Below are 23,128 nucleotides of genomic sequence, written 5' to 3'. Positions count from 1 at the left end.
TCTTTTGTTGATACAAAAACCTCATAGTGCAATCATTAGATAACTAACGATTAGAGCTCAAATTAATTGTTGAGTGTTAATTATCAGAAAAGGACTATCCCCATGTCGGCCACCAGCCTGAAGTACAAGAGCGAAGAAAATCCTATTCCACTGAAAGTCATCACAGAGAAGCGGCCATTTTCCAGCCATCAGGCACTGATGCAGTTTGATGTTGCCAATCACTCCTGGCGGGAAACCTTGTCACTGAGCTTTAAGAATGACAAACAACTATCCCAGGTATTCAACAATATTCGCACGGTCGATGACCAAGTTTATGAAGTGATTGCCGCCAGGATCACCCCCTATATAGCCCAGCTGATGGACAAAGATGATCCCAACTGCCCGATTCGGTTGCAGTATGTTCCTGAGCAGGATGAGTTGGAGGTCGCCCCCCATGAAATGGGCGATCAATTGGCGGAAGATGACATGATGCCAGAAGGCACCTCGATAGTGCACAGGTATCCCAATCGGGTGTTGTTCCTGGTGCATAACATCTGTGGCTCCTATTGCCGTCACTGCACCCGCAAACGCATGGTGTCCGATCCGCTCAACGTGATCTCCATGGACAGGATCCGTCGCTCGGTGGAGTATCTGCGCCAACATACAGAGGTGCAGGACGTGCTTCTGTCGGGCGGCGATCCTTTGCTGCTCACAGATGACAAGCTGGATGAAATTCTGTCGATGATCCGAGAGGCCAGACCGGATCTGAAAATACTGCGTATCGGCAGCCGTTTATTGGCGCAGCTTCCTACCCGGGTCACGCCCGAGTTGTGCCGGGTACTGAAGCGTAACCGAGTCACACTGATCAACACCCAAGTGAACCACCCCAGAGAAATCACCCCCTTATTCAGCAAACATATCGCCATGCTCAGGGAAACCGGCATCATGCTCGGCAACCAGAGCGTACTGATCAAAGGCGTCAACGACAGCATAGACACCATGCAGGAGCTGGTGATGGAGTTGGTATCTATAGGCATACGTCCCTATTACGTCTATGCCATGGATCCGGCGCCGGGCAACAGCAAGTTTCAGGTCAGTTATCAGCGAATGCTGCAAATCTATCATGGCATCCGCGGCTGGGTATCCGGCCCGGCAATTCCCACCTTTATCGTCGATGGCGTCGGCGGTCTGGGTAAAATGCCGGTGCAGCCGGAATATGTCAGCAGGCAAACAGGCCCGGAAGGCGAGCGCCTGATAGCCACCAACTTTGAAGGGCGCAGCGCCGACGTATCATTCCTGCTACAGGAGTAATCCATGCACCCTTTGGATTATGGGATTTTCCTGGCGTACCTCGTAGGTTTACTGGGGTTTGGTTACTTCCACTTCAAACGCCACAGTGACGGCGATGACTACTATCTCGGTGGCCGCAATATCAAAGCCAGGCACGTAGGCTTTTCCATTGCCGCCACGGATGTGGGCGGCGGATTTTCCATAGGTCTTGCCGGTCTCGGCTTCAGTATGGGGCTGGCGGGCAGTTGGCTGCTGTTTACCGGTTTGCTGGGGGCCTGGTTATCTGCTGTGTTTGTTATTCCCAGGGTCAAACGTCTGGAGCAGGGCGAGCGCTTTTATACCTATCCGGATCTGCTCAAGCACAGATTCGGGGCCAGAGTCGCCATGTTGGCCGCCTTGATCTCCTGTATCGGGTATCTGGGGTTTACCGGTGCGCAGATCCTCGCCGGTGCCAAACTGGCGGCCGCGACCCTGCTGCCCAAGGGCTTCGATGCCTTGCCGCCGCTGCAGTTGGCACTCTGGGTGATAGGCGGAACCACCATCCTTTACACTGTATTTGGGGGTCTCAAAGCGGTTATCTATACCGACAGCGTCCAGTGGCTCATTTTATTGCTGGGCTTGATTGGCTTTACCCTGCCCTACGCCCTGGTCGAGGTCGGTGGCTGGCAGGGGCTGAGCCGCAACTTGCCGCCATCCCATATGTCACTGACCGCCATAGATCCCATCACGGCCATCAATTGGCTACTCACCATCACACCTGTGTGGCTAATTGCCATGACTCTCTATCAGCGAATGTTTGCCTGTAAAGATAGCGCCACCGCTAAGCGCGCCTGGTATCTGGCCGGGGTGCTTGAATATCCCCTGATGGCGATATCCGGCGTTTTACTGGGGATGTGCGCCAGAGTCATGTTGCCACATATGGACAGTGAAATGGCGGTGCCGGCGATGATCCGCGATCTCTTGCCAATGGGCTTTACCGGGCTGATTATCGCGGCATATTTTTCCGCGATCATGTCCACCGCAGACAGTTGCCTGATGGCAGCATCCGGCAACCTGACCCAAGATCTGCTCGGGCTGGATCCCAGAGGGAACAACACCCTGAGACTGTCGATGATTGCCACTCTATTGCTGGGGCTGGTAGCCATCTATCTCGCCAGTCAGGCCAGGCAGGTATTGGATGCCATTCTCTATGCTTATGCCTTTATGGTTTCCGGGCTGTTTGTCCCGACTCTGGCGGCGCTGTTTTGGCCCAGAGTCAGCTCCACGGCGGCACTTTGCGCCATGCTGGGAGGTGGCCTCACGGCGCTGGCGCTACTGACAGAGCTGCTCAAGCTGCCGGATGGCTTGGCTAAACTCGGTCTGGATCCCAGTATCTATGGCATTTTGGTCTCCGCCGGTCTATTGGTGCTGGTCAACATCATTCACCAACCAGCTCCCAAGCCCCGGCTCACCTCGCATCAGGACAGTTCACACTCATGACCCAAGCTCAATTTGATCAACAACTCAACTTACTCGGCGCCCACATCCAGCATGGCCCAGCCAATGATCGCATCTATCTGATCTCCCTTGGTAATGCCTCCCCCGGTCCTTTATTGGATGCGCTGAATGCGATGGCGCTGCGACATGGCTACGGCAAGATCATCGCCAAGCTACCTGAGCACAAGGCCGGTCTGTTTTTGGCTTATGGTTTCAGCGAAGAGGCCAGGATCCCAGGATTTTATCAAGGCCAGGACGCCGTATTTCTCGCCCGCTACCAGGACAAAACCAGGCAGTTTCGCACCATGCCGGAGTTGGATACCCTGCTGGAGCGCGCCAGGGCGGATATCAAGCCTGAATTCCATTCAGCGGCCGAGGTCAGTCGCTGCCGCGAAGAGGATCTGCCGCAGATGGCCAGGCTCTATAGCGAGGTGTTTCCCAGCTACCCCTTCCCCATTGAAGATCCGGAATTTTTACGGCAGAACATGGCCAGTGATGTCGACTACTTTGGGATCCGCCGGCAAGGGCAACTGATAGCCCTGGCTTCTGCCGAAAAGGATCCCAAGAGTCTCAGTGCAGAGATGACAGACTTTGCCACTCTGCCACAGGCCCGCGGACAAGGCTGCGCCAGAGCCTTGCTGGCACATATGGAACAAGCAATATTCCACCATGGCTACCGAACCGCCTATACCATAGCCAGAGCCGTTTCCGTTGGTATGAACCGCACCTTTGCCGCGGCAGATTACCGCTATGGCGGTCGTCTGCATCTCAATACCCAAATAGGCGGTCAGATAGAGAGCATGAACCTCTGGCACAAATCAATCGCTTAAATTTTGTTCAACCCAAAATGTAAACCTGACTTCCCAATATCCCGATATTACTGGCAAGCATAAGGTGCAATTCCCCGCCCCATCCGCGAGAATTCCATGCTTTCGGCTAATGGCCCTACAAGTATTAAGGGGTAATATGGTGGCCGTGGGAGCCGCTGCCATCATGGAAAGAAAGGCGTTATCTGCATCTGTGTCATAAAAACAGCTTTTATGTCACTTAGTTTCAACTTTCTCTTAATTTTCCTTCTTTTCGGCGCAGTTCTTGGCGCTGTCTCACACTTTTTGGTCGGATGAGTTGGTAATTTGACATCAAGAGAGAGATACAGATTTCATTTTCAACAGCATATATAGGTGAACTTATGGCTGCTAAATTCTTTATCCCTTCAGTAAACGTCCTGGGTCAGGGCGCTGTAGACGATGCTATCGGTGATATCCAAACTCTGGGATTCAAACGGGCATTGATAGTGACAGACAAACCTCTGGTCAGCATAGGTCTGGTGGGACAGATCGCCGAAAAGCTGGGTCAGGCAGGCATTACCGCCACTGTATTCGATGGCGTTCAACCCAACCCAACCGTTGGCAATGTGGAAGCCGGTCTTGAGTTGTTGCGCGCCAACGACTGTGACTTCGTGATCTCCCTGGGCGGCGGTTCACCACACGATTGCGCCAAGGGTATTGCCCTGGTTGCAGCCAATGGTGGCTCCATCAAAGATTACGAAGGCCTGGATCAGTCCACCAAGCCCCAATTGCCGCTAGTGGCTATCAACACAACCGCCGGTACCGCCAGTGAAATGACCCGCTTCTGCATCATCACAGATGAAAGCCGTCATATAAAGATGGCCATTGTCGACAAGCACACAACCCCCATCATCTCGGTCAACGACCCTGAGCTGATGCTGAAAAAACCTGCCAGCCTGACAGCGGCAACCGGTATGGATGCTCTGACTCACGCGGTAGAAGCCTATGTTTCCATCGCCGCCAACCCTATCACTGATGCCTGCGCCATCAAGGCTATTGAGCTTATTCATGCCAACCTGATCAATGCGGTAGAGCATGGTGACAATATCCAGGCCCGTGAACAGATGGCATACGCCCAGTTCCTCGCCGGTATGGCATTCAACAACGCCAGCCTGGGTTACGTACATGCCATGGCGCACCAATTGGGTGGTTTCTACGATCTGCCCCATGGCGTTTGTAACGCACTCTTGCTGCCTTATGTGCAGGAATACAATGCTCAGGTCGCGGCTCCAAGACTGAAAGATGTTGCCAAAGCCATGGGTGTTGATGTCAGTGCCATGAGCGATGAACAGGGTGCTGCGGCAGCTATCAAGGCGATTAAAGAATTGGCTGCGGCAGTAAAAATCCCTGAAAACCTGACAAAAATTGGAGTAAAAGCCGAAGATATTCCTGTGCTTGCAGAGAATGCTCTGAAAGACGCCTGCGGCTTTACCAACCCCAAACAGGCGACTCACGAGGAAATTTGCCAAATTTTCACTAACGCACTTTGATACATGTGTAATATAATTTCACAGTCTGCTTTTTCCCTGCAATGAGAAAGCTGTACAAGAGGCCCGCTCACCGAGCGGGCCTCTTCTCTTTCAGTTACCACTCTCTTCAAGCTTCCAAGCCCATCAGCTCAGCATTTCAACGGTTATTCGGCAACAGCTAAATTTTGAGATCTGTCCCCGGTTTATTTCTGTCGAATACAGGCTAAATGAGATTAAGAGCAACAAGCAATAAGGAGTACACCCCGCGTTTGTAACCCTTGTCACAGTGGCCGATTGTTAGTTCAGCCCCTATGATAAATTCAGGAATCAACCAGGCAGGATACCTTATGACAGCCATTACCCAGATAATCAATTACACAGTTCGTTGCCCCCATTATCAGGATCAGAGCGCCGAAGCGACATGGCGCAATCACATCGAAATCAATCACTCGGCAGAAATCGCCCTCGACCGACTCAGTAAGTGGCATGCTCACTCTGGTAACAGGGTATTTTGTTTTCAGAACATAGTGGTGCGTAAGGCTGAAAAGGAGGAGGCTTACTTCGCCATGATCAGCGAGAGATTAAAACCCAGCGGCCATGCCCTGGTCACGCTCAAAGTTTTTATGGACAAGTGCACCAAAGACACCTCTGTCGAAGAGATAGTGGAGCACATATATCAAGACTGTCAGGCTCGCCTGGAAAGCCTTGGTTGAATCGCCCTGGAGCCGATTAACCCTGAGTCAATCAAGCTTCCATAGGCAATGCTCTCAATTGGCCGTATCCTTGTCATCTCCTGGTAAAGATACGGCCAAACAAGCGCCAGTTCACAGATTTACTACGGACAACGGCGATAGATCACAGTTATTCAATTCATTCCGGCACAAATCCGATAGATAATATCATTTCTGAGAAAATCATTTCCTTATTTTTCAAAAGCTAATAAAAGAAAACTCAAACTTACCCCAAATATAATCCATTTTTAGGCCAATTGTTGGCAAACCCTGCCACTGCTAGACTTTCCACCGCGGGCCAAAGTCTAAAGATCTCAATCATTCAGGCCTTGCGGGGTTGATGCAAATCAGGGCGACCGAGTTCGCCTGCCGGAATAACAGAATTTGTTTTTAAATCTGCAACAGGAAAGCCATTAAATGCACGAGTTAGCCAATATCGTCATCGTCGGCGGCGGCGCCGGTGGTATGGAGATCGCCACCAAACTGGGCCATAAACTGGGCCGCAAAGCCAAGGCCAGAGTCACGCTTATCGATGTCGCCGACAGTCATGTCTGGAAACCCCTGCTCCATGAGGTCGCCACAGGCGCATTGGATGTCGGGGTTGATGCCATCAGTTACCGCAGTCACGCAGCCGCTCACGGCTATCACTTTCAGCAAGGCGCCATGACGGACATAGACCGCAAGGCCAAGCAAGTGATACTGGCGCCCATTTGTGATGACAAAGGTGAAGAGCTGTTGCCATCACGGCGCATCGACTATGACTATCTGGTGGTTGCCATCGGCAGTATCGCCAACGACTTCAATATTCCCGGGGTGCGGGAACACTGCGTCTTCCTCGACAACACAGAGCAGGCCATGGCCATCCGCCAGCGCTTGTTGAACAAGTTTATGCGTTATGCCAGCCATCAACAGTTGGATGAGAAGATCAAAATCGCCGTCGTCGGCGCCGGTGCCACCGGGGTGGAGATGTCGGCCGAAATGCATCACGCAGTGGATCAGCTCAAGGGCTTTGGCTACAAGATAGATACCAGTCTGTTGGAAGTCACCCTGATTGAGGCCGACAAACGAATACTACCCAAGGTGGAAAAGGAAGAGATCTCAGCCGCAGTCGCCAGAGAGCTGAGCACTCTGGGAGTCCGGGTGATGACCAATACCCGTATCACCCAGGTGACGGCCAAGGCGTTGACAACCAGTGAAGGCGAAGAGATCCCGAGCGACATGGTGATCTGGTCCACCGGGGTCAAGGCGCCTGAGTTTCTCCACGGCATTGGCGGACTGGAAAGCAATCATATCCATCAGCTGCTGGTCAAACCCAATGCCCAAACCACGCTGGATGAGCGTATCTTTGCCATTGGGGACTGTGCCGCTTGTCCGCAACCGGACGGCAGCTGGGTGCCGCCAAGGGGCCAGGCCGCCAGGCAGATGGCCTTGATGACAGCGGATAACATCATAGCCATGCTCAGCGGCAAGACTCCCTCGAAAGAGTACCTTTACAAGGATCTCGGTTCACTGGTGAACCTGTCTCGCTTCCACACGGTCGGCAACCTGATGTCTTTCATTGGCGGAGGCGTCATGGTCGAAGGCAAGATAGCCAGATTTGTTTATACCTCTCTCTATCGCCGCCATTTGATAGAGCTGCACGGTGTGGTCAAGGGCACCCTGCTGATGTTTGCCAAGGGGATAACCCGGATAATCCATCCCCATCTCAAGCTGCATTGATAAAGGGGGGGCCAGGCGCCCCTCTTTTATTTGCCACGCCGGCAAGGCTATAATCGCTGCAGACTTATTTACCCGTAACAGACGAATTCAGATACTGCCTATGACAGCTCAATCCGCCGACTTTTCCAATATCAACCAAAGCAGCGCCCAGTCCTTCAAGGCGCAGAAAAATCTGATCAAACAACTGCTGGCCGGTAAAAAAGTGCCCTGCCCTAAATGCCAACAAGCCTTGAGTGCCACCCTGCCACCGGCAAAATCCACCTCAGAGCTTGCCAGCATCCGCTGCCCTAAGGGCTGCACTGATATTGAGCTGGAAACCGAACTGCCGGGCAAGTGAGTAAGCCCAATAAAAAAGGACCGCAACAGACGGTGGAAATCATCTGCTGCGGCTGCAAGGCAAAACTGTTCAAATATCGAAAGGGCGGCAAAGGCGCCTTGGTTAAATGTTTTGTCGAACGGATCCTGACAGATCATACGCAAACGCCCTGTACCTGCCCCGGCTGCGGCCAGGTCTTCGCCCGTCAGGCACTGATCCGCGGCGTGCCTGCATTCAAGATTATCGGTGGCAAGGTGCGCATGAATTAGCCCCCTTGTACGGGCGCCGAGCCTTTGCGGCGCAGATAGAAACGGTAGTATCCCAACAGATTGCTGCCGATAAACACAGACTCCATCAATACCGCCATCGGTGAACCCAACAGGATGTTATTCAGCAGCCAGCAACCACTGCCGATGAACATCAGCTCCCTTAATCGTTTGTCATCACGGCAAAAGGCCGCCCTGGTCTGCAACAAACTGCCGGCCAGACTCAAAAGGTCGAGCCATTGATTGAAACTCAGGGCCACGGCCGTGACCGAAGCGGCCATAAACAGCCACATCAGACGTCTGTCAACGGTGAAGATACTGACAAAGAATCTGACACTGGCAACCAACATTAAAATGGCCGGGCTCCAGTGGTTGAGCAAGATAAAATGCGCCGCGATCAGCAGGCCCGACACCACCAGACAAGCGAGCACGGCGCGCCTGTGCCTGAACTGGAATGACAAAAGATCGCTAAACAGCGCCAGAGTGACCAACAGCTGTGAAATAACAAAAATGGACAACACAGTATCCCGGAAGATTGAAACCGGCCGCTATTGTGCTGTGCCATTGAGGCGATGGCATTAACTTAGGTTAAGACGCCGGCGAATGCGGCTGAGACTCTCAGGGGTGATGCCGATATAGTTGGCCAACTGCACCTGGCTCAGGGCGCTTATCCAGTGTGGCCAATGATTTTTTAACCATAGGTAGCGCTGCTCTGGCGACTTGAGCAATAGAAAAGCTTCTTTCTGCTCCTTGTAGCGCAGCTGGGCACGCAGCAATGAAAGCTCGGCGCGCTGAAACCCGCCAAGCTCAAACAGGCTCAGGGGCACAACCACCAGAGTGCTGTTTTCCAGTGCCTCAAGTTGATAACGGGCAGGCTCAGCACTGAGAAAACTGCTGTAAAGCAGGCAAAATTCGCCAGGGAAATAGAACTCTTTGCAGCGCTGCTGACCATCACTCAGATAGTGGCAGGCCCGCAGCAGACCATTGAGCAATAAAAAGCCCGACTGCTGTTTGCCACCTTGTGCCAGCAGCACCTCACCTGCCTGACAACTTTTCAGCTGAGCCTTATCCAGGAGTGGCGCCAAAGCACTGGGTTCAAGCCCCAACTCGAGGAAAAAGTCTGTCAGCGCCCGGAAAGCGGCCTGATGAGACATAGATTCATGGCTCATTCAGTCGGGCGCCTATTGGGAAGAAGACGGCAGAATCGAGTTGATCGTCACAAAGAAAGTGCGTTCCATATACTCGCCCGGCGCTTCGGCCATGGATTGCTCCTGGGTGCGGGTCTTCAGCGCCAGAGTCACGCTGTAAGGCGGGTCGAACGGCTCTTTGGGGGTAATGGCTTCAATCTCAATCCGGTCGCCGAGAAACTGGCTGGCCAGATGCGCAATGGCGCCGGTTTGATAGTCGAATCTGAACATGCCCAGGTACCAGAACACACCTGAGCCCTGGGTTGTCACCGCGAACGGAACAACAAACTGCATGGATTCGGCATTGCCGGGCAAGTTTAAGGGGGTCAACTTGCGGTAATCGAGCAACACCTCCCCACGAACCACTTCATCCTGATATTCGCCAAACGCCAGATGCTGCTCTTCCTTAAAGCCGGTAAGAGTGACTGACTTGTTGCTGTCCGGCAAACGGATCCTGAACTGTTCACGGGTATCCAGACTGAACAGCCGCTTCATCACCCCTTTGGCCCCGCCATCGAATTCAGCCAGTGGACGCACCATATCGTTTTCCCTGACATAGAGGTCATCCTCGGTGAAGTTGAACCTGTAGATCCCAAGAGCGATCACCGCCAGAAACACCAGCCCCAACACTACAGCCACACGAATAAACAGCTTCATAATCCATCCCGTTAACACACAAACCCGGCCATACCGGCACACAGACTTACCTTAACCCCAAAGCCTAATGGCCGCAGCCGGGATCTGAATTCCTGTCAGCCCGGGTTCAGTCAAAACCGCCTTTTTCAAAAAATTTTTGAAACTAAAGCCAACGGCTGCCTGCTTATCCCAGGAAAGCTTTTCTCTATGATAACGCCAATCAACCAAATTCACGTTAATTTAAAGGATATTACACCATGAAATACGGTATCGGATACCTTTTGGGGCTTGGTGCTCTGGCATTACAACCCTTGGCCCATGGCGCAGATTTACAACTGAAAAGCTCATTAACGGCCAATCGAGTCATACCGGCAGACTACTACTGGAACCAATTCGGTTGCAACGGTGCCAACCTGGCGCCCAGGCTGGACTGGCAAAATGCGCCGGCAGGAACCAAGAGTTTTGCCATCACCTTTTACGATCAAGATGCTCCCACAGGTTCAGGCTTCTGGCACAGGGTGGTATATGACATTCCCGCCAATGTCCACAGCCTGCCGGGCGGCAAAGATGGCGGCCCCTTACCGGAAGGCGCCATTGAGTCAAACACAGATCTGGGAAAACCCGGTTTCTTCGGCCCTTGCCCACCCGAGGGGCGTCAGCACAGATACAAGTGGACAGTCCATGCGCTGGATGTGGCCAAACTGCCGGTAAAACCCGACTATTCAGCGGCGCTGACCGGCTTCTTCCTCTGGCAACACACTCTGGCCAAGAGTGAACTCGTGCTGCTGGCCGGCCCAAGAAAGGAGTCAACCCAATGAAACTCCTGACTCTGTCTACCCTGCTGGCCGGCGCACTGGTCTCCTTTGGTATCTCAGCCGCCGCGGCATCCGCTTCGCAGTTTTCTGATAGTCAAGTTCAGGTCTACCGCACTACAGAGCAGGCTGTCGGTGGTATCAGCTTCACGCCAAGCGGGCGTATGTTGGTGAGTTTTCACCCCTTTTACGAGCCTGAGACCAAGGTGGCGGAAATCCTCGCCGATGGCAGCAGCAAACCATTTCCAAACCGCGACTGGCAAGGCTGTGTCCGCGCCGACGGCAGCCAGAAAGATCCCGATACCTGCCTCAACTGGGTTCTTGGTCTGCGTACCGATGCCAACGGCATTGTCTGGTTGCTTGACTCGGGCCAGGCCAGCCCCAGAGTCACCCCTAAACTGGTGGCCTGGAACAGCAATACCGACAAGCTGGAGCGGATTATCCACTTGCCATCACCTGTATCCCTGCCGGAGTCGCAGCACAATGACTTACTGATATCCCCCAAACATCAGTTGATTGTTATCGCCGATGAAGGCATTGCCACCGGGCCTGTGGGCGACAAGGCTGCTCTGGTGGTGGTAGATCTCAAAACAGGCCAGAGCCGCCGGGTACTGCAGGGCCACCCGAGCGTGATGCCTGACACCAAGCGCCCGATAGTGATAGATGCCGGCACAGCCGGGCAGAAATCGATTCCCGTTTATGTGGGCGTCGATGGTATTGCCATGGATAAAGATGAAGAGTGGCTCTACTTTGCCCCGCTCAACAAGGGGCAACTGTACCGGATCCCCATGTTGGCGTTGGCCAATCCTTCCCTGCCGGCAAGCGTGCTGGCCAATCAGGTGCAGTTTTGGGCCCACAAACCCAATAACGGCGGCCTGAGCATAGATGTCGACGGCAATCTCTATCTCACCGAAGTCGGCGAGCGCCGTATCGGCATTATTCCGGCAAGCAGTCGTGAGTATCGCCCCTTTGCCGCAGATCCGAGAATGATCTGGCCAGACGGTGTCAGCCTGGGTGCCGATGGCTTCCTCTACAGCGCCGCCGCACAGCTGCCGCGGTCTGCGCCACTGAACGATGGCAAGGCCGAAAACCAACCCCCTTACTACATCTTCCGCTTCAAACCTTTGAGCGCCGGTGTAGCAGGAAACTGAAACCAAGGAGTCCATCATGAATATTCAGGGATTGGATCACTACACGCTGCGCAGTAGTAAGCTGCAGCAGACCCGTGATTTCTACTGCCGGGTTGTCGGCTTGAGCGAGGGCTACCGCCCGGCGTTCGCCTTTCCGGGCCATTGGTTGTATGCCGCAGACAAACCTGTGCTGCATCTGGTGGCCGCCGAGCAAAACCCGGCACTCGAGGCCTACCTAGGACAAAGGCGCAGCACCAATGGCTCCGGCGTCGTGGATCATCTGGCCTTTCGCGGCGCAGACCTAAGTGCCATGCAGCACAAACTGCTTGAACTTGAGCTGCATTTTCGCGAGCGGCAGGTCCCTGAAATTCTTGAACATCAACTGTTTCTGGAAGACCCCAACGGCATTACCGTCGAGATGATTTTTCCCTTCTCACCGGACAATAAGGTCCTGGGAGAAGCCATGCCCAAGCTGAGATTTCGCTGATCCTAACGGCAATACCTTTGACAGGAGAAACCCCATGCCAAACCCGATACCAAACCAAGCAGTCACTTCAGCATCACGGGAAACGCCGCTGCGGCTGGGAGTCACCAATCTCAGCTTTCACCGGGCCACTGCCGCCATTGTTGTCCATGTGCTGGATATCATGGGTAAATCGGTGCAATTGAGTTTTGCCGATCATCAGGCCAACTTCGACGCCCTGGGCCGGGGCGAGCTTGATCTGCTCTGCTCCGCCTGGTTACCCCACAGCCACGGCATCTATCTGGATAAGGTCAGGCAAAATCTAGAGGTGCGGGAACTGGGGCTGCATTATGAACCCTATGCCCTCTGGGGCGTGCCAGAATATGTGCCGCAAGAGCAAGTGGATTCGGTAACGGATCTACTGCGCCCAGACGTGTTGGAGAAAATGCGCCGCCACATTCAAGGCATTGGCCCGGGTGCCGGCATCAGCCGTTTCTCAAAACAGATGATGCAGGACTATGGTCTGCAACAGGCCGGCTATGAGTTCCATACCGGCACTGAGCAGCAATGTTTCGACGCCTTTGAGGATGCACTGCAACACAAGGCCTGGGCCGTGGTGCCCCTGTGGCAACCCCAGTTTTTGCATCATAAATACAAGATACGGGAACTCAAGGATCCCAAAGGCCTGCTGGGTGGCAAAGATCGCGCCGTACTCTTGCTGGCAGAAAATGCCGCCGGTCACTTTACTCAGGCTCAGCTGCGGGTGCTGGATAATATTCGGATGCTCAATAGGGACATTGCCGAGCTGGACTATGCCATCAACCGCGAAGGCCTTAGTGCAGAAGAAGCTGCCGGACGTTGGCTGAGTGCTCATCCGGTTATCCTGTCCCAATGGCTGTCTCCCCTTTGGCGTCGTCAAACCTGTGAGGAATCGAATCATGATGCATGACACACCTGAGCAGCGGCTCAACGCCCTGGGAATGAGTCTGCCCCGGGTCGCTTCGGCGCTCGGCAACTACGAGCCTGTAGTGATCAGCGGCCATCAACTACTGACCTCAGGCCAGTTTCCCTTTGAAGATGGCAAGATAAAGTATCAGGGTCGGCTAGGGGTAGATCTGGAATTGTCGGATGGCTATGCCGCCTGTCAGTTGGCGGCGCTCAACGCCATAGCCCAATTGCAACAGGCGTTGGGAAACCTCTCACGGATAAAACAGATTATCCGCCTCGAGGGAGTGCTCAATGTGGCCGACGGCTTTTTCGACCACCCCAGAGCCTTGGATGGCGCCTCGGATCTTCTGCTGGCGGTATTCGGTGAAGCCGGACGCCACACCCGGATGATCTGGAGTAACCCTGTAATGCCACTGAACAGCTTATGTTTGGTCTATCTGGTGGCGGATCTGCACCCATCACCAAAATAATACAGCTCTTACGCTCAGATATTCCTCTCCTGACATAGTTCATGCTAATGTCAGGAACTCTTTACTTTCTTAGTAACTGACCTTCCCTAACAGATTGTCATAAATGGTGTTTTATGAAACGACTTGCATGCCTAGTAACCTGCTTGATTTTGATAAATGGATGCTCTTCAGCATCCAGTATTCAAAGAGCTGACAAGAGCCGCTCAAGTTTTGAGAACGCTGCTTATGAAGGGGAAGAAACTGTGCTACGCAGCGATATTCCAGACTCCAACGCATACCGTATATTTCACCAAGGAGCGACAGGTTTTGTATCGGTACAATCAGTAAGAGCTAGTGCGGAAAGCAGAGCTATAGCCTTTTGCAATAACAAAAATCGTCGTTTCGAGTTACTTCGGGAACGAATATCAACGGGAATGCATATAGCAGGAAACTTCCCTCGTGCCGAATTAGTATTTGCCTGTCTTGAGAATGACGAAAACAACGCATTGGGTACGCAAATGAATAAATTTGACGAACTTCGAGAGTTAAAGTCCCTATTTGATGAAGGTGTTTTAACAGAAACCGAATACGAACAAGAGAAAGCCAAGATACTTGCCCACTGACTAGTCAATCGCACAGAGTGTTTCTATATACTCTGAGCTATGTTGACTATCAGATGGCCAACTATCCGTCAGCTAAAACTAGCCAATAACAACAGGTAAGGGTCAATTCTGTAGCAACCTAAATCAGGACTCAAGTTCACCCAGCCAGCCCTTAAGCAGCGCAGCCAGTTTTTGCCTGTCTTTGACCGAGATCCCTTTAAGCAACTGCTGCTGAGCCGCCATATGGGCCGGCAGTGCGGCCTCTACCTTGGCCTTGCCTTCGGCAGTAAGCTGTACATTCACCGCCCGACGGTCTTCGGTGCAGTGGCTGCGGCAGATGAGCCCTTTCTGCTCCAGCTTATCCAAACGGCTGGTCATGGCGCCTGAGGTCAGCATCATGCTCTGGTGCAATTGCCCTGGGGTCAGAGTGTAAGGCTCACCGCTGCGACGCAAGGTTGCCAGTACATCAAACTCCCCCTGACGCAGACCGAACTCGCCATGGCAGCGAAGGATTTCGGTTTCTATATGCTTATGTATTCTGGCCAGGCGACCAAAGACTTCCATCGGTTGCAGATCATCAGTAACACCGGCGGCCAGCCACTGACTGACTATGGTATCTACGCCATCCTTGATATCTTTGGCTTGTGGCTTGTCGGTTTGTGTTTTTAGCTCTTCCTGCGACATAATTATCTCGATAACAAGATTCTTAACAAGGAATCATATTCCAGCGTGCGACAAATCCCAAGCCCTGAAATGAAAAACGCCGCAGAAATCGATTTCTGCGGCGTTTTTTAACTGCATTAATCAGCGAAGAAGCGAACAGCTCCGCTTAAGATTTCTTCACATAGCAGCTCAGGATAACGATGCGGGTACCATTGACCCGGCCTTCGATATGCTCAGGGTTGTTGGTCAGAGCTATGTTACGCACGGCGGTGCCACGCTTGGCCACAAAGCTGGTGCCCTTCACGTTGAGATCTTTAATAATCACTACGGTATCACCGGCGGCCAACTGAGTGCCATTGCTGTCCAGTGTCGGCGCCGAATCATCGCTGTCGGCCGCCAGAGACTCGGCATCGCCCCAGGCTTTAAGATCGTCTTCCAGATAAAGCATATCTAGCAGATCCTGAGCCCAACCTTCGCCACTGAGGCGCTTGAGCATGCGGTAAGCCATTACCTGTACGGCAGGAACCTGACTCCACATACTGTCGTTCAGGCAACGCCAGTGGTTAACATCCATGGTGTCCGGAGCGGCAATCTGACCTTCACAGGTAGCGCAGATCATGATGTCACCGTCGGTGCGATCACCCGAGTGAGGCAGATCGTAGACAGACAGAGCGCCTTCGGCTCCACAGAGTTCACATTTCCCGCCACAGCGGCTTTGCAGTTCAGTTTCTGAAGTCATTACTAATATTCTTCGGTCAGGCAAAACGCACATTATGCCGCAAAATCAGAGCTTGATCAGGTTTGCAGCTCACAAAAGCACAAAATAACTGGGGTTTTATCAGAACTGGTACGCCAGACTGAGGCGAATATCCCGTCCCTGAGCCGCAATGCCATCGGCCAGATGCGGACTGTAATACTGATTGGTCAAGTTACGCAGCGCCAGCCTCAGCTCAAGCCCCTGCAACATATCTTCCGGCTGGAAGCCAAGATACAAGTCTTGCAGAAAATAGGCCTGGCTCGGTCTATCGCTGACAAACAGGCCCTCTTCCGGCACCTTCTGCTGCGCATCATACCAACTGCCACGCCAGGAGAGCGACAGCTCGGGAGTCAGGTAATACCCCAGGTGCAGACGCATATTGAGCGGAGGAATGTCTGCCAGGTTTTCATCCCTGCCACTGCTGTCACGCAGGCTGCCGCTGTGCTTGCCTCGGGTATAGGAAGCCGTATAGTCGGCAAACCAATCGTGCCAACGGTATTGAGCCTCGAAGTCGCCACCGTAGATATGGTAGCCGTCGAGATTCACATAGCCGCTCTCAAATGGCTGACTCTTGTCGACCCAGAGCCCTTTGCGCTGAGCGATATCCTGTTTTCCCTGATTCCAATACAGAGTCAGTTGGGTCGAGAGCCTGTCATCGCCGGCGAAGACCCCATCAAAGGCGCTGCTCAGCCCAAGCTTATAGGCGTGCAGCCGCTCGACATCTATCCCGCGACTGGTCGCCTGAGCACTACTGGCCTTGGCATATTGCACCGCATAAATCTCATCCACCACAGGTGCCTGCAGGCTGTAGGCATAGTCCAGGGTCAGGAAACTGACATCACCGAGACGGTATTCCAGCCCAAGTCTTGGCGACCAACCGCTGTGGCGGGTAGAGGAAAAGTCATGGCCGACACTGGGGTCGTTGTAATCCGGCGCCAGATTGCCATGGCCTATGCTGTAAATACTGTCGAACCGCAGCGATGGTTTTAGAATGAGGTTATCCGTCAGGGCAATGCTGTCGCTGATATAAAAGGCGTAGGTATCCTGGCGACCTCCAGGCTGGTAGTAAGGCGTGTACAGGCCGAAGTTTTTCTCCGCCTTGTTCTGATAACTCTTGTTGAATACCAGTGAGCGGCGATCGAGCGAGCGGTACTGCAGCCCCACAGTCAGCAAGTGGTCACCCAACTGGCTGGTGTTGTTGATATCGATAAAGTCCCTGTCGTATTCGAGCCAGGACTCGTGGCCAAAGTTACCTACAGAAACAAACATCTTATCGAAGGCTATCTGGGGCCTTACCCAGTGTCTGTCGTTACTGCTGCTGGACAGCGCCAATTGCAGATCCCACAGCGGACTGGCCGGTGTATAACGGTAGTTGAGTGAAACTGTGCTGTCTTTGTAACTGTTGAGGGCGGTATTGGCGTATTCTGCCGCCTCAAAAGAGCCGTACTTTTTGATATTGAACTCAGATACAGTGGGCATTTCGCCGCGGCGGTTGGCCCAGGGTTTACGGCCTTCATCATCGTAGGAGGTATAGCTCAAAGACAACTTGTGCGCCCCCAGCTCATAATCCAGCTTGGCCAGGAGGTTGTTTTGCCGATAGCCAGAGAAACGAAACACCTGGCCGTTGCCCAGCTCAAGATCGCCGGCATCTTTATAGCTGTAGTTAACAAGTGCCGACAGCCCTGAGTTCAAGCGGCCATAAAGCGTACCTGTGTAAGTCTCCAAGCCGTTGTTATCGGCATAGCTGGCCTTGACTCTGGCGCCCAAGTTTTTGCCGTAATTCAGAAAATCATCGGCACTCTTGGTCACCACATACATGGAGCCACCGAAACCACCATTGCCGGAGCGGGGATCGTGGGCGCCCTTGATCACCTCAATTCGCTTGACCATATCCGGGTCGATAAAGAAAGAGCCGTAGCGATACTGTTCAAACCCGACCGGGGCGTTGTCGACATAGACATTGAGATCTTCTGTCTCACCAAAGCCCCAAACATTGATTTTCTCACCGCCGCTACGGGGGCCGCCATCAAGAGTGATGCCGGGCACAGTGTCCAGCACTTCGGCAAAGTTTCCCGCCTGTTGCTCCTCTATGTCCTCCAATGTCACCAAGGCTTCGCCCGGACGGGTCAGCGTCAGTTCCCGACGAAAAGGCTGGCCACGCACCTCTATGATCTCTATCGCTTCCACCTTAGGCTCACCCAGCACACTGGTACCACTCTTGGGCGGCTGAGAAGTGGCGGCCAGCAAGGGCCAGGGCGCCAAGGCACACAGCAGTAATGGCAGCTTGCCGCTCGGCGCCATTCGCCGGGATTGTTCGCTTGTCATCTATCATCTCCCCTTAAAAATAAGGCGGCATTATAAGAATCAAGCTGAGAAATGAGAATTATTCTCACCGATATTTACACAGGATCCAATTTGGTTATCTTTGTTTTAAAAATGTAAAACCACTTGACTCACAACAGGCTTTCACCTGAGATATCGCCGTGAAGAAAATGGAGAACAAAAATGAGCTTCAGCGAACAAGGTTTTGCCTTTCTGACCCGGCTGGAAAACAACAACGACAGAGCCTGGTTCAAGCAACATCAGGATGAGTATGAAACCCTGCTCAGGGGGCCGGCACTGACATTTATTGAACAGATGCAGCAGCCTATTCAGGCCTTGTCTCCCAGATTGACGGCGGTCGCCAAGAAGGTCGGAGGCAGTTTGATGCGGCCACAACGGGACACTCGCTTTGGTCACGACAAGTCGCCCTACAAGCTCAATGTCGGGATCCAGTTTCGCCATTTTCAGGGTAAGGATGTTCACGCTCCCGGGTTGTATCTGCATCTGGCCAACGATGGCTGCTTTATCGCTGCCGGGATCTGGCGCCCCGAATCCAAGGTGCTAGGCGCCATCAGGCAATGTATCGACGACAACCCACGCGCCTACAGTAAGGCGTTGGAGGAATTACAGCGCCATGGGTTTACGATGGACGGTGACAGCCTGGTGCGGCCACCCAAGGGGTTCGATAAAAGCCACCCATTGATAAACGAGTTGAAACGCAAAGACTTTGTGGCGCTTAAGATGCTGACAAAAGAGCAGGTTTGTCGCAGCGATTTTGTCGACTTCTGTGTCAGTGAGTTCCAACACACCCAGGCGTTGATGCGCTATCTGTGCTTTGCCCTGGACTTGGATTATTGATGTCTGTTCCTGGATTATTGATTGCCGTACCCGGGCTTAAACCGCCCAGGTAGAATCTGGCTCAACTTCCAAGCTGAGCGCGCATCACGCTCAGCGCCTGCTGCAACTCCTGATGCAAACCGGCCTTGCCGAGCACCCTAATTCCCTGCAGTTGCAGCAGTAACCAGGCCGCGAGCGCCTCGGTATTGTCGCTGTTAAGCTCGCCGCACTCTCTGGCGTGGGTCAGCGCCTTGGCAAACGCCTCCTTGATGGAGTCAAACAAGTGCCGACTCTCTTGCTGTACGACAGCATCCTCCAGGCTCATCTCCAGCAGCGCATTTTGCAGGAAACAGCCGTATTTTTGCTCTCGCTGCAGGGCCACAAACTGCTCAAGATAATCAATTACCTGCTGTAACCCTGCGCCTTCGGCGCGCAGGCTGTCGAGCGCTGGCAAAGAGTTTTGCTGCAGATACAGACGCAGCGCCTCCCGGTACAGGTTCAGCTTGTCGCCATAGGTGTTATAGAGACTGAATCTGTTGATCCCCAGATGCTCGACCAGATCCGCCACTGAAGTGGCGGCATAACCCTTTTGCCAAAAGAGCTCCATTGCCAATTTCAGCTTATCTTCCCGGTCAAAATTGCAACTTCTTGCCATACTGCTCCCAAGCGTTTCCAGCGAATGACGTGCTGTATATTTAGCCAAATTAATTCTTGACTGATCGTTCTGATATCCCCTAAAGTCTAACCTAAACGATCGTTCCGAAAAAGATTTGAATAGATTTTCCTGACAGCCAAGCCAGGAAAAATAACTAAACGGCCCAAGACAAATGGAGAAAGATAGATGAAGCTGTATGAACTCGGACCTACCCCAAGTGCCCGCAGAGTCAGTATTTTCATGGCGGAGAAAGGCATAGATATCGAGCGGGTAAACGTCGATCTTCGCGGCGGAGAAAATCTCTCGGCCGAATTCAAGGCCAAGAGTCTCAATGGCCGCATTCCGCTGCTGGAGCTGGATGATGGCAGTTATCTGTGCGAGTCTGTGGCCATCTGTCGTTATCTCGACGAGTTGTTCCCTACCGAGCTCAAGCTCTTTGGTAGCACGCCGCTGGAGCGAGCAAAGGTGGAGATGTGGCAGCGCATCGTTGAACTGCAGGGGTTGTTACCTGCCTTTCAGGCATTTCGCAATATCAGCGGCATCTACAGCGACCGGGAAACCTGCATTCAAGCCTGGGGCGAAGAATCCCGCAAGCGCCTGGAATCTTTCCTGCCTTTGCTGGCGCAGCGCCTGAGTGAATCCCCTTATCTGGCCGGCGAAAACTACTCCATTGCCGATATCACCGCCTATATCTTATTGGGATTCATCAAAAATCTGCAGATTTCACTGCAGCCTTTCCCTGTGCTGCAGAGCTGGTATGAGCAAACCGGACAACGCCCGGCAATGAGCCAGCCAAAACAAGGATAAAAGCAAGGATAAATCAAGGAGACACACATGATTGAACTCTATACCGCCGCAACCCCCAACGGCTTTAAAATCAGTATTGCTCTGGAAGAGATGGGCTTACCCTACCGGGTACACCATCTGGATCTCAGTGCCAATGAACAGAAACAACCCGAGTTTTTAGCCATCAATCCCAACGGCCGGATCCCGGCCATCATAGACAGGGATAACGATGATTTCGTGGTGTTTGAATCCGGTGCCATCCTGCTTTACTTGGCTGAAAAAACGGGGAAATTCTTACCTGTTGATGCCAAAAAGCGCTCCAAGGTCATCCAATGGCTGATGTTCCAGATGGGCGGCGTAGGCCCCATGATGGGACAAGCCAATGTGTTCTATCGCTATTTTCCGGAGAAGATCCCGGCCGCGATAGAACGTTATCAAAAAGAGGGCCGGCGCCTGTTTGAGGTGATGGATAATCAGTTGGCCAAACATGCCTATCTGGCCGGTGATGAGTACAGCATAGCCGATATGGCCACCTGGCCCTGGGTGCGGATTTACGACTGGAGCGGCATAGATATTCAAGGTCTGCCTCATCTGCAACGTTGGCTCGATACGCTGGCTCTGCGCCCGGCCTGTCAAAAAGGCATAGTCACCCCAGAGTCCAGGGACCAGTTAAGCGATGAAGACAGGGCCAAACAGATAGCGCAAATGGTTACCCGTTAAGTCTGAGCAGTGCGGTAAGCATTAGTAAACAGTAGCAACCATTAGTAAACATTAGCAAACATTAGTAAACATTAGCAAACACGGTGCCGGGGACAGGCCGCGGCACTTCTGTTAATATTGGCGCCATTGCTATCCCCACTTGATGCAGAGAAACCTTTGACCGCGCAAAGCCCTTCACTGACTCCGGCCCAAAAACGTGCCGCCAGTTATGCTAACACCATCAACACACTGTTTACTGAAATCCTCGACAGTCGCCAGAGTGCCGATCGGGTGCTGGCGAACTATTTCCGCAGCAACAAGAAACACGGCTCCAAAGACAGAAGAGTCATTCGGGAGACCCTATTTGCCCTGTTTCGTTGGTGGGGTTGGTTGCAACAGCTTGAGAATGGCGATGAGCAAAGCCTGTGGTTCCAACGCCTGGCATTGGCGGCGGCGATAGAAGCCCACCCTTGGACGGACATTATCAGTGCCTGGCAGCAACAAGCCGGCAAGTCATTCGCCCTGCCTGAGCAGGCTCTGGCCCCCAAAGCCGCCGCCGCATTGGTATTCAAGGTCTCTGGCCGACATGTCTTGGCAAGAGAACTGGCACCGGACTGGTTCTGGCATGCCGTGGCGCCGCTGCCAGAGGCCCGGGAAGAGCTGCTGATAGACGCGCTTTGCAGCCGCCCGCCCATCTGGGCCAGGGTGCAGAATATGCCGCTGTCCGAGGCCCTGGCCGAGCTCAGAAGTGCCGGAGTCGATGCCAGCGCCGCTCCCGTCTTCAATGACGCCATCAGCCTTGGCAGCAAGAGTATCAACCTCAATGAAATCAGACTCTATAAAGAAGGGTTTATTGAGGTGCAGGATCTGGCCTCCCAGGTCATAGGCCAGGTTTGCGCGCCAAGGGCCGACGAAAACTGGTGGGACGCCTGCTCCGGCGCCGGTGGCAAGAGCCTGCAACTCAGCTCGCTGATGCAACAAGATGGCGCCGCCAAAGGCGTTTGGGGCACTATTACCGCCTCGGATATCCGCCCGGCTGCGCTCAATGAACTGGAAAAACGCGCCAAACGCGCCGGTTTCAACATCAAGGTTGCGCCTTGGCGCAGTGATGCCCTGCCGGTTGCCAGAGAAGCCTTCGACGGCGTGCTGGTCGATGCCCCCTGCAGCTGCACCGGCACCTGGCGCCGAAATCCGGACATGCGCTGGCTGGATGACAGCCAGGCCATCAGCGATAAACCCGCGCTGCAGCTCGACATACTCAGCCGCGCCTGCGATGCGGTCAAGCCAGGTGGCACTTTGGTTTACGCCACCTGCTCACTGGCGGACAGCGAAAACCGCCAGGTGGTCGATGCCTTCCTGGCCAAGCGGCCCGAGTTTACTCTGGAAACGCTCAGCCACCCATTCAATGGTGAACAGAAGCAGTATTTGACGATTTGGCCCTTTGAAGCCAATGCCGATGGGATGTTTGTTGTTCGTTTTCGTAAACAAGCCTAGCAAGAGTCAGGTTAATGCTCGAAGGGAGTCGAGACAGGGAATCGGGGACAGACATGCAATAATTTTTACCTTGAGACGCTAAATTTCTCACTTTAGCTTGACCGGCGCTTTAGGTAAAAAGGAGCGGTGCAACCTATATGCACTGTGTTATTGGAAATGGATCATGTCAAACCACTATGATTTCGACGACAACGATGCTCCATGGGGAGATCATGTCAGAGGTAAGCAAAAGAACAAACGGGTAAAACAGCGCCGCCGGGACAGCAAGAGACGTTATCCGGACGAATATATGGAGCCTGAGTTCCTCAGAGATAAATGGAAATAATCTTGGCTTAATCTCAAGAAAACCAATCAAAAACAAAGGGGCTGAAGGTGCGAATAAGGAAAGTGCGAATAAGCCCCATTTGTGTTCTGCGTCGACTCACAGAGTCTGGATGCAAGGCGTATGTACTAACTCAGATGTACTAGCTCAGACTTGAGTATATCTTGGCCTCGGCATAGGCCCTTCCTTTTTATGCCTGCATTGGCAGGTAATGAGAAACATCCATCGCCAGAGGCCCAACCAATGTTATTTGGCTATTTTGAGCTGAAAGC

Annotated in this window: 26 protein-coding genes; 19 read left to right on the top strand and 7 right to left on the bottom strand. The window is 53.1% G+C overall.

Annotated features, from left to right (window positions below; translation table 11 throughout):
* The first annotated feature begins 102 nt into the window (after nt 1-102).
* The 8 genes from E1N14_RS06000 to E1N14_RS05965 all read left to right on the top strand — a co-directional run bounded on the left by E1N14_RS06000 (nt 103) and on the right by E1N14_RS05965 (nt 8,097).
* Nucleotides 103-1,290, top strand: a complete 1,188-nt coding sequence (locus E1N14_RS06000) for a KamA family radical SAM protein (protein ID WP_025011421.1) — start codon at nt 103-105, stop codon at nt 1,288-1,290.
* A 3-nt stretch (nt 1,291-1,293) separates the two neighbouring features.
* A complete protein-coding gene (locus E1N14_RS05995) occupies nt 1,294-2,748 on the top strand; it encodes a sodium:solute symporter family protein (RefSeq protein ID WP_025011420.1) in 1,455 nt (484 codons plus the stop codon).
* Nucleotides 2,745-3,575, top strand: coding sequence for a putative beta-lysine N-acetyltransferase (ablB, locus tag E1N14_RS05990; protein WP_025011419.1), 831 nt, complete (start codon nt 2,745-2,747; stop codon nt 3,573-3,575). The genes E1N14_RS05995 and ablB overlap by 4 nt, the downstream gene beginning before the upstream one ends.
* 359 nt (nt 3,576-3,934) lie before the next feature.
* A complete protein-coding gene (yiaY, locus tag E1N14_RS05985) occupies nt 3,935-5,083 on the top strand; it encodes an L-threonine dehydrogenase (RefSeq protein ID WP_025011418.1) in 1,149 nt (382 codons plus the stop codon).
* A 326-nt stretch (nt 5,084-5,409) separates the two neighbouring features.
* Nucleotides 5,410-5,775, top strand: a complete 366-nt coding sequence (locus E1N14_RS05980; protein WP_025011417.1) for a hypothetical protein — start codon at nt 5,410-5,412, stop codon at nt 5,773-5,775.
* A 435-nt stretch (nt 5,776-6,210) separates the two neighbouring features.
* Nucleotides 6,211-7,512 (top strand): NAD(P)/FAD-dependent oxidoreductase, encoded by a 1,302-nt coding sequence (locus E1N14_RS05975; RefSeq protein ID WP_025011416.1) that lies wholly within the window; start codon nt 6,211-6,213, stop codon nt 7,510-7,512.
* A gap of 100 nt (nt 7,513-7,612) precedes the next feature.
* The gene (locus tag E1N14_RS05970; RefSeq protein ID WP_025011415.1) at nt 7,613-7,849 is read left to right on the top strand and encodes a hypothetical protein; all 237 of its coding nucleotides are present in this window, start codon (nt 7,613-7,615) and stop codon (nt 7,847-7,849) included.
* Entirely contained in the window at nt 7,846-8,097 is a 252-nt protein-coding gene (locus E1N14_RS05965) for a hypothetical protein (RefSeq protein ID WP_025011414.1), read from the top strand. The genes E1N14_RS05970 and E1N14_RS05965 overlap by 4 nt, the downstream gene beginning before the upstream one ends.
* On the opposite strand, the gene E1N14_RS05960 is transcribed toward E1N14_RS05965, so the two are convergent.
* The 3 genes from E1N14_RS05960 to E1N14_RS05950 are packed head-to-tail and all read right to left on the bottom strand — an operon-like array spanning nt 8,094 to nt 9,938.
* Nucleotides 8,094-8,612: a YgjV family protein gene (locus E1N14_RS05960; protein WP_025011413.1), complete on the bottom strand. Its 519-nt coding sequence runs from the start codon at nt 8,610-8,612 to the stop codon at nt 8,094-8,096. The genes E1N14_RS05965 and E1N14_RS05960 overlap by 4 nt on opposite strands.
* Before the next feature lie 60 nt (nt 8,613-8,672).
* On the bottom strand, nt 8,673-9,263 hold the full coding sequence (locus tag E1N14_RS05955; protein WP_107110975.1) for a Crp/Fnr family transcriptional regulator: 591 nt from the start codon (nt 9,261-9,263) through the stop codon (nt 8,673-8,675).
* 12 nt (nt 9,264-9,275) lie between these two features.
* Nucleotides 9,276-9,938 carry a hypothetical protein gene (locus E1N14_RS05950; protein WP_025011411.1) on the bottom strand — a complete coding sequence of 221 codons (663 nt, stop codon included), beginning with the start codon at nt 9,936-9,938 and terminating at the stop codon, nt 9,276-9,278.
* Between the two features lie 236 nt (nt 9,939-10,174).
* On the opposite strand from E1N14_RS05950, the gene E1N14_RS05945 reads away from it, so the two are divergent.
* From E1N14_RS05945 to E1N14_RS05920, 6 genes are all read left to right on the top strand, one after another.
* Nucleotides 10,175-10,735 carry a YbhB/YbcL family Raf kinase inhibitor-like protein gene (locus E1N14_RS05945; RefSeq protein ID WP_025011410.1) on the top strand — a complete coding sequence of 187 codons (561 nt, stop codon included), beginning with the start codon at nt 10,175-10,177 and terminating at the stop codon, nt 10,733-10,735.
* Entirely contained in the window at nt 10,732-11,880 is a 1,149-nt protein-coding gene (locus E1N14_RS05940; protein ID WP_025011409.1) for an L-dopachrome tautomerase-related protein, read from the top strand. Before E1N14_RS05945 ends, E1N14_RS05940 begins: the two co-directional genes overlap by 4 nt.
* A 16-nt stretch (nt 11,881-11,896) precedes the next feature.
* Nucleotides 11,897-12,346 carry a VOC family protein gene (locus E1N14_RS05935; protein WP_044733952.1) on the top strand — a complete coding sequence of 150 codons (450 nt, stop codon included), beginning with the start codon at nt 11,897-11,899 and terminating at the stop codon, nt 12,344-12,346.
* Between the two features lie 34 nt (nt 12,347-12,380).
* Nucleotides 12,381-13,271, top strand: a complete 891-nt coding sequence (locus tag E1N14_RS05930; RefSeq protein WP_025011408.1) for a glycine betaine ABC transporter substrate-binding protein — start codon at nt 12,381-12,383, stop codon at nt 13,269-13,271.
* Nucleotides 13,261-13,740 (top strand): Atu1372/SO_1960 family protein, encoded by a 480-nt coding sequence (locus E1N14_RS05925; protein ID WP_051547107.1) that lies wholly within the window; start codon nt 13,261-13,263, stop codon nt 13,738-13,740. The genes E1N14_RS05930 and E1N14_RS05925 overlap by 11 nt, the downstream gene beginning before the upstream one ends.
* A gap of 113 nt (nt 13,741-13,853) precedes the next feature.
* Nucleotides 13,854-14,342, top strand: a complete 489-nt coding sequence (locus tag E1N14_RS05920; RefSeq protein WP_082052665.1) for an SHOCT domain-containing protein — start codon at nt 13,854-13,856, stop codon at nt 14,340-14,342.
* A 123-nt stretch (nt 14,343-14,465) separates the two neighbouring features.
* Here E1N14_RS05920 and E1N14_RS05915 read toward each other — a convergent pair whose 3' ends face one another.
* The 3 genes from E1N14_RS05915 to E1N14_RS05905 form a co-directional block, all read right to left on the bottom strand.
* On the bottom strand, nt 14,466-15,005 hold the full coding sequence (locus E1N14_RS05915; protein WP_062793824.1) for a MarR family winged helix-turn-helix transcriptional regulator: 540 nt from the start codon (nt 15,003-15,005) through the stop codon (nt 14,466-14,468).
* A gap of 145 nt (nt 15,006-15,150) precedes the next feature.
* Nucleotides 15,151-15,723: a PhnA domain-containing protein gene (locus E1N14_RS05910; RefSeq protein ID WP_025011406.1), complete on the bottom strand. Its 573-nt coding sequence runs from the start codon at nt 15,721-15,723 to the stop codon at nt 15,151-15,153.
* Between the two features lie 99 nt (nt 15,724-15,822).
* A complete protein-coding gene (locus E1N14_RS05905; protein WP_081782971.1) occupies nt 15,823-18,066 on the bottom strand; it encodes a TonB-dependent receptor domain-containing protein in 2,244 nt (747 codons plus the stop codon).
* 180 nt (nt 18,067-18,246) lie between these two features.
* On the opposite strand from E1N14_RS05905, the gene E1N14_RS05900 reads away from it, so the two are divergent.
* The gene (locus E1N14_RS05900) at nt 18,247-18,921 is read left to right on the top strand and encodes a DUF2461 domain-containing protein (RefSeq protein WP_025011404.1); all 675 of its coding nucleotides are present in this window, start codon (nt 18,247-18,249) and stop codon (nt 18,919-18,921) included.
* Between the two features lie 61 nt (nt 18,922-18,982).
* Here E1N14_RS05900 and E1N14_RS05895 read toward each other — a convergent pair whose 3' ends face one another.
* Nucleotides 18,983-19,555 (bottom strand): TetR/AcrR family transcriptional regulator, encoded by a 573-nt coding sequence (locus E1N14_RS05895; protein WP_025011403.1) that lies wholly within the window; start codon nt 19,553-19,555, stop codon nt 18,983-18,985.
* A 186-nt stretch (nt 19,556-19,741) separates the two neighbouring features.
* Between E1N14_RS05895 and E1N14_RS05890 the strand changes: the two genes are divergently transcribed.
* From E1N14_RS05890 to E1N14_RS05875, 4 genes are all read left to right on the top strand, one after another.
* Nucleotides 19,742-20,362 carry a glutathione S-transferase family protein gene (locus tag E1N14_RS05890; protein ID WP_025011402.1) on the top strand — a complete coding sequence of 207 codons (621 nt, stop codon included), beginning with the start codon at nt 19,742-19,744 and terminating at the stop codon, nt 20,360-20,362.
* 27 nt (nt 20,363-20,389) lie between these two features.
* Entirely contained in the window at nt 20,390-21,061 is a 672-nt protein-coding gene (locus E1N14_RS05885) for a glutathione S-transferase family protein (protein ID WP_025011401.1), read from the top strand.
* Nucleotides 21,062-21,217: 156 nt separating this feature from the next.
* A complete protein-coding gene (locus tag E1N14_RS05880) occupies nt 21,218-22,534 on the top strand; it encodes an RsmB/NOP family class I SAM-dependent RNA methyltransferase (protein ID WP_247601056.1) in 1,317 nt (438 codons plus the stop codon).
* Between the two features lie 163 nt (nt 22,535-22,697).
* Entirely contained in the window at nt 22,698-22,859 is a 162-nt protein-coding gene (locus tag E1N14_RS05875) for a hypothetical protein (RefSeq protein WP_037437387.1), read from the top strand.
* Nucleotides 22,860-23,128: the final 269 nt, after the last annotated feature.

This window comes from Shewanella algae (genome assembly GCF_009183365.2).
Lineage (GTDB): Bacteria > Pseudomonadota > Gammaproteobacteria > Enterobacterales > Shewanellaceae > Shewanella > Shewanella algae.
Note: the sequence above shows the minus strand (reverse complement) of the source record. Positions and strands in the feature narration are given on the sequence as shown.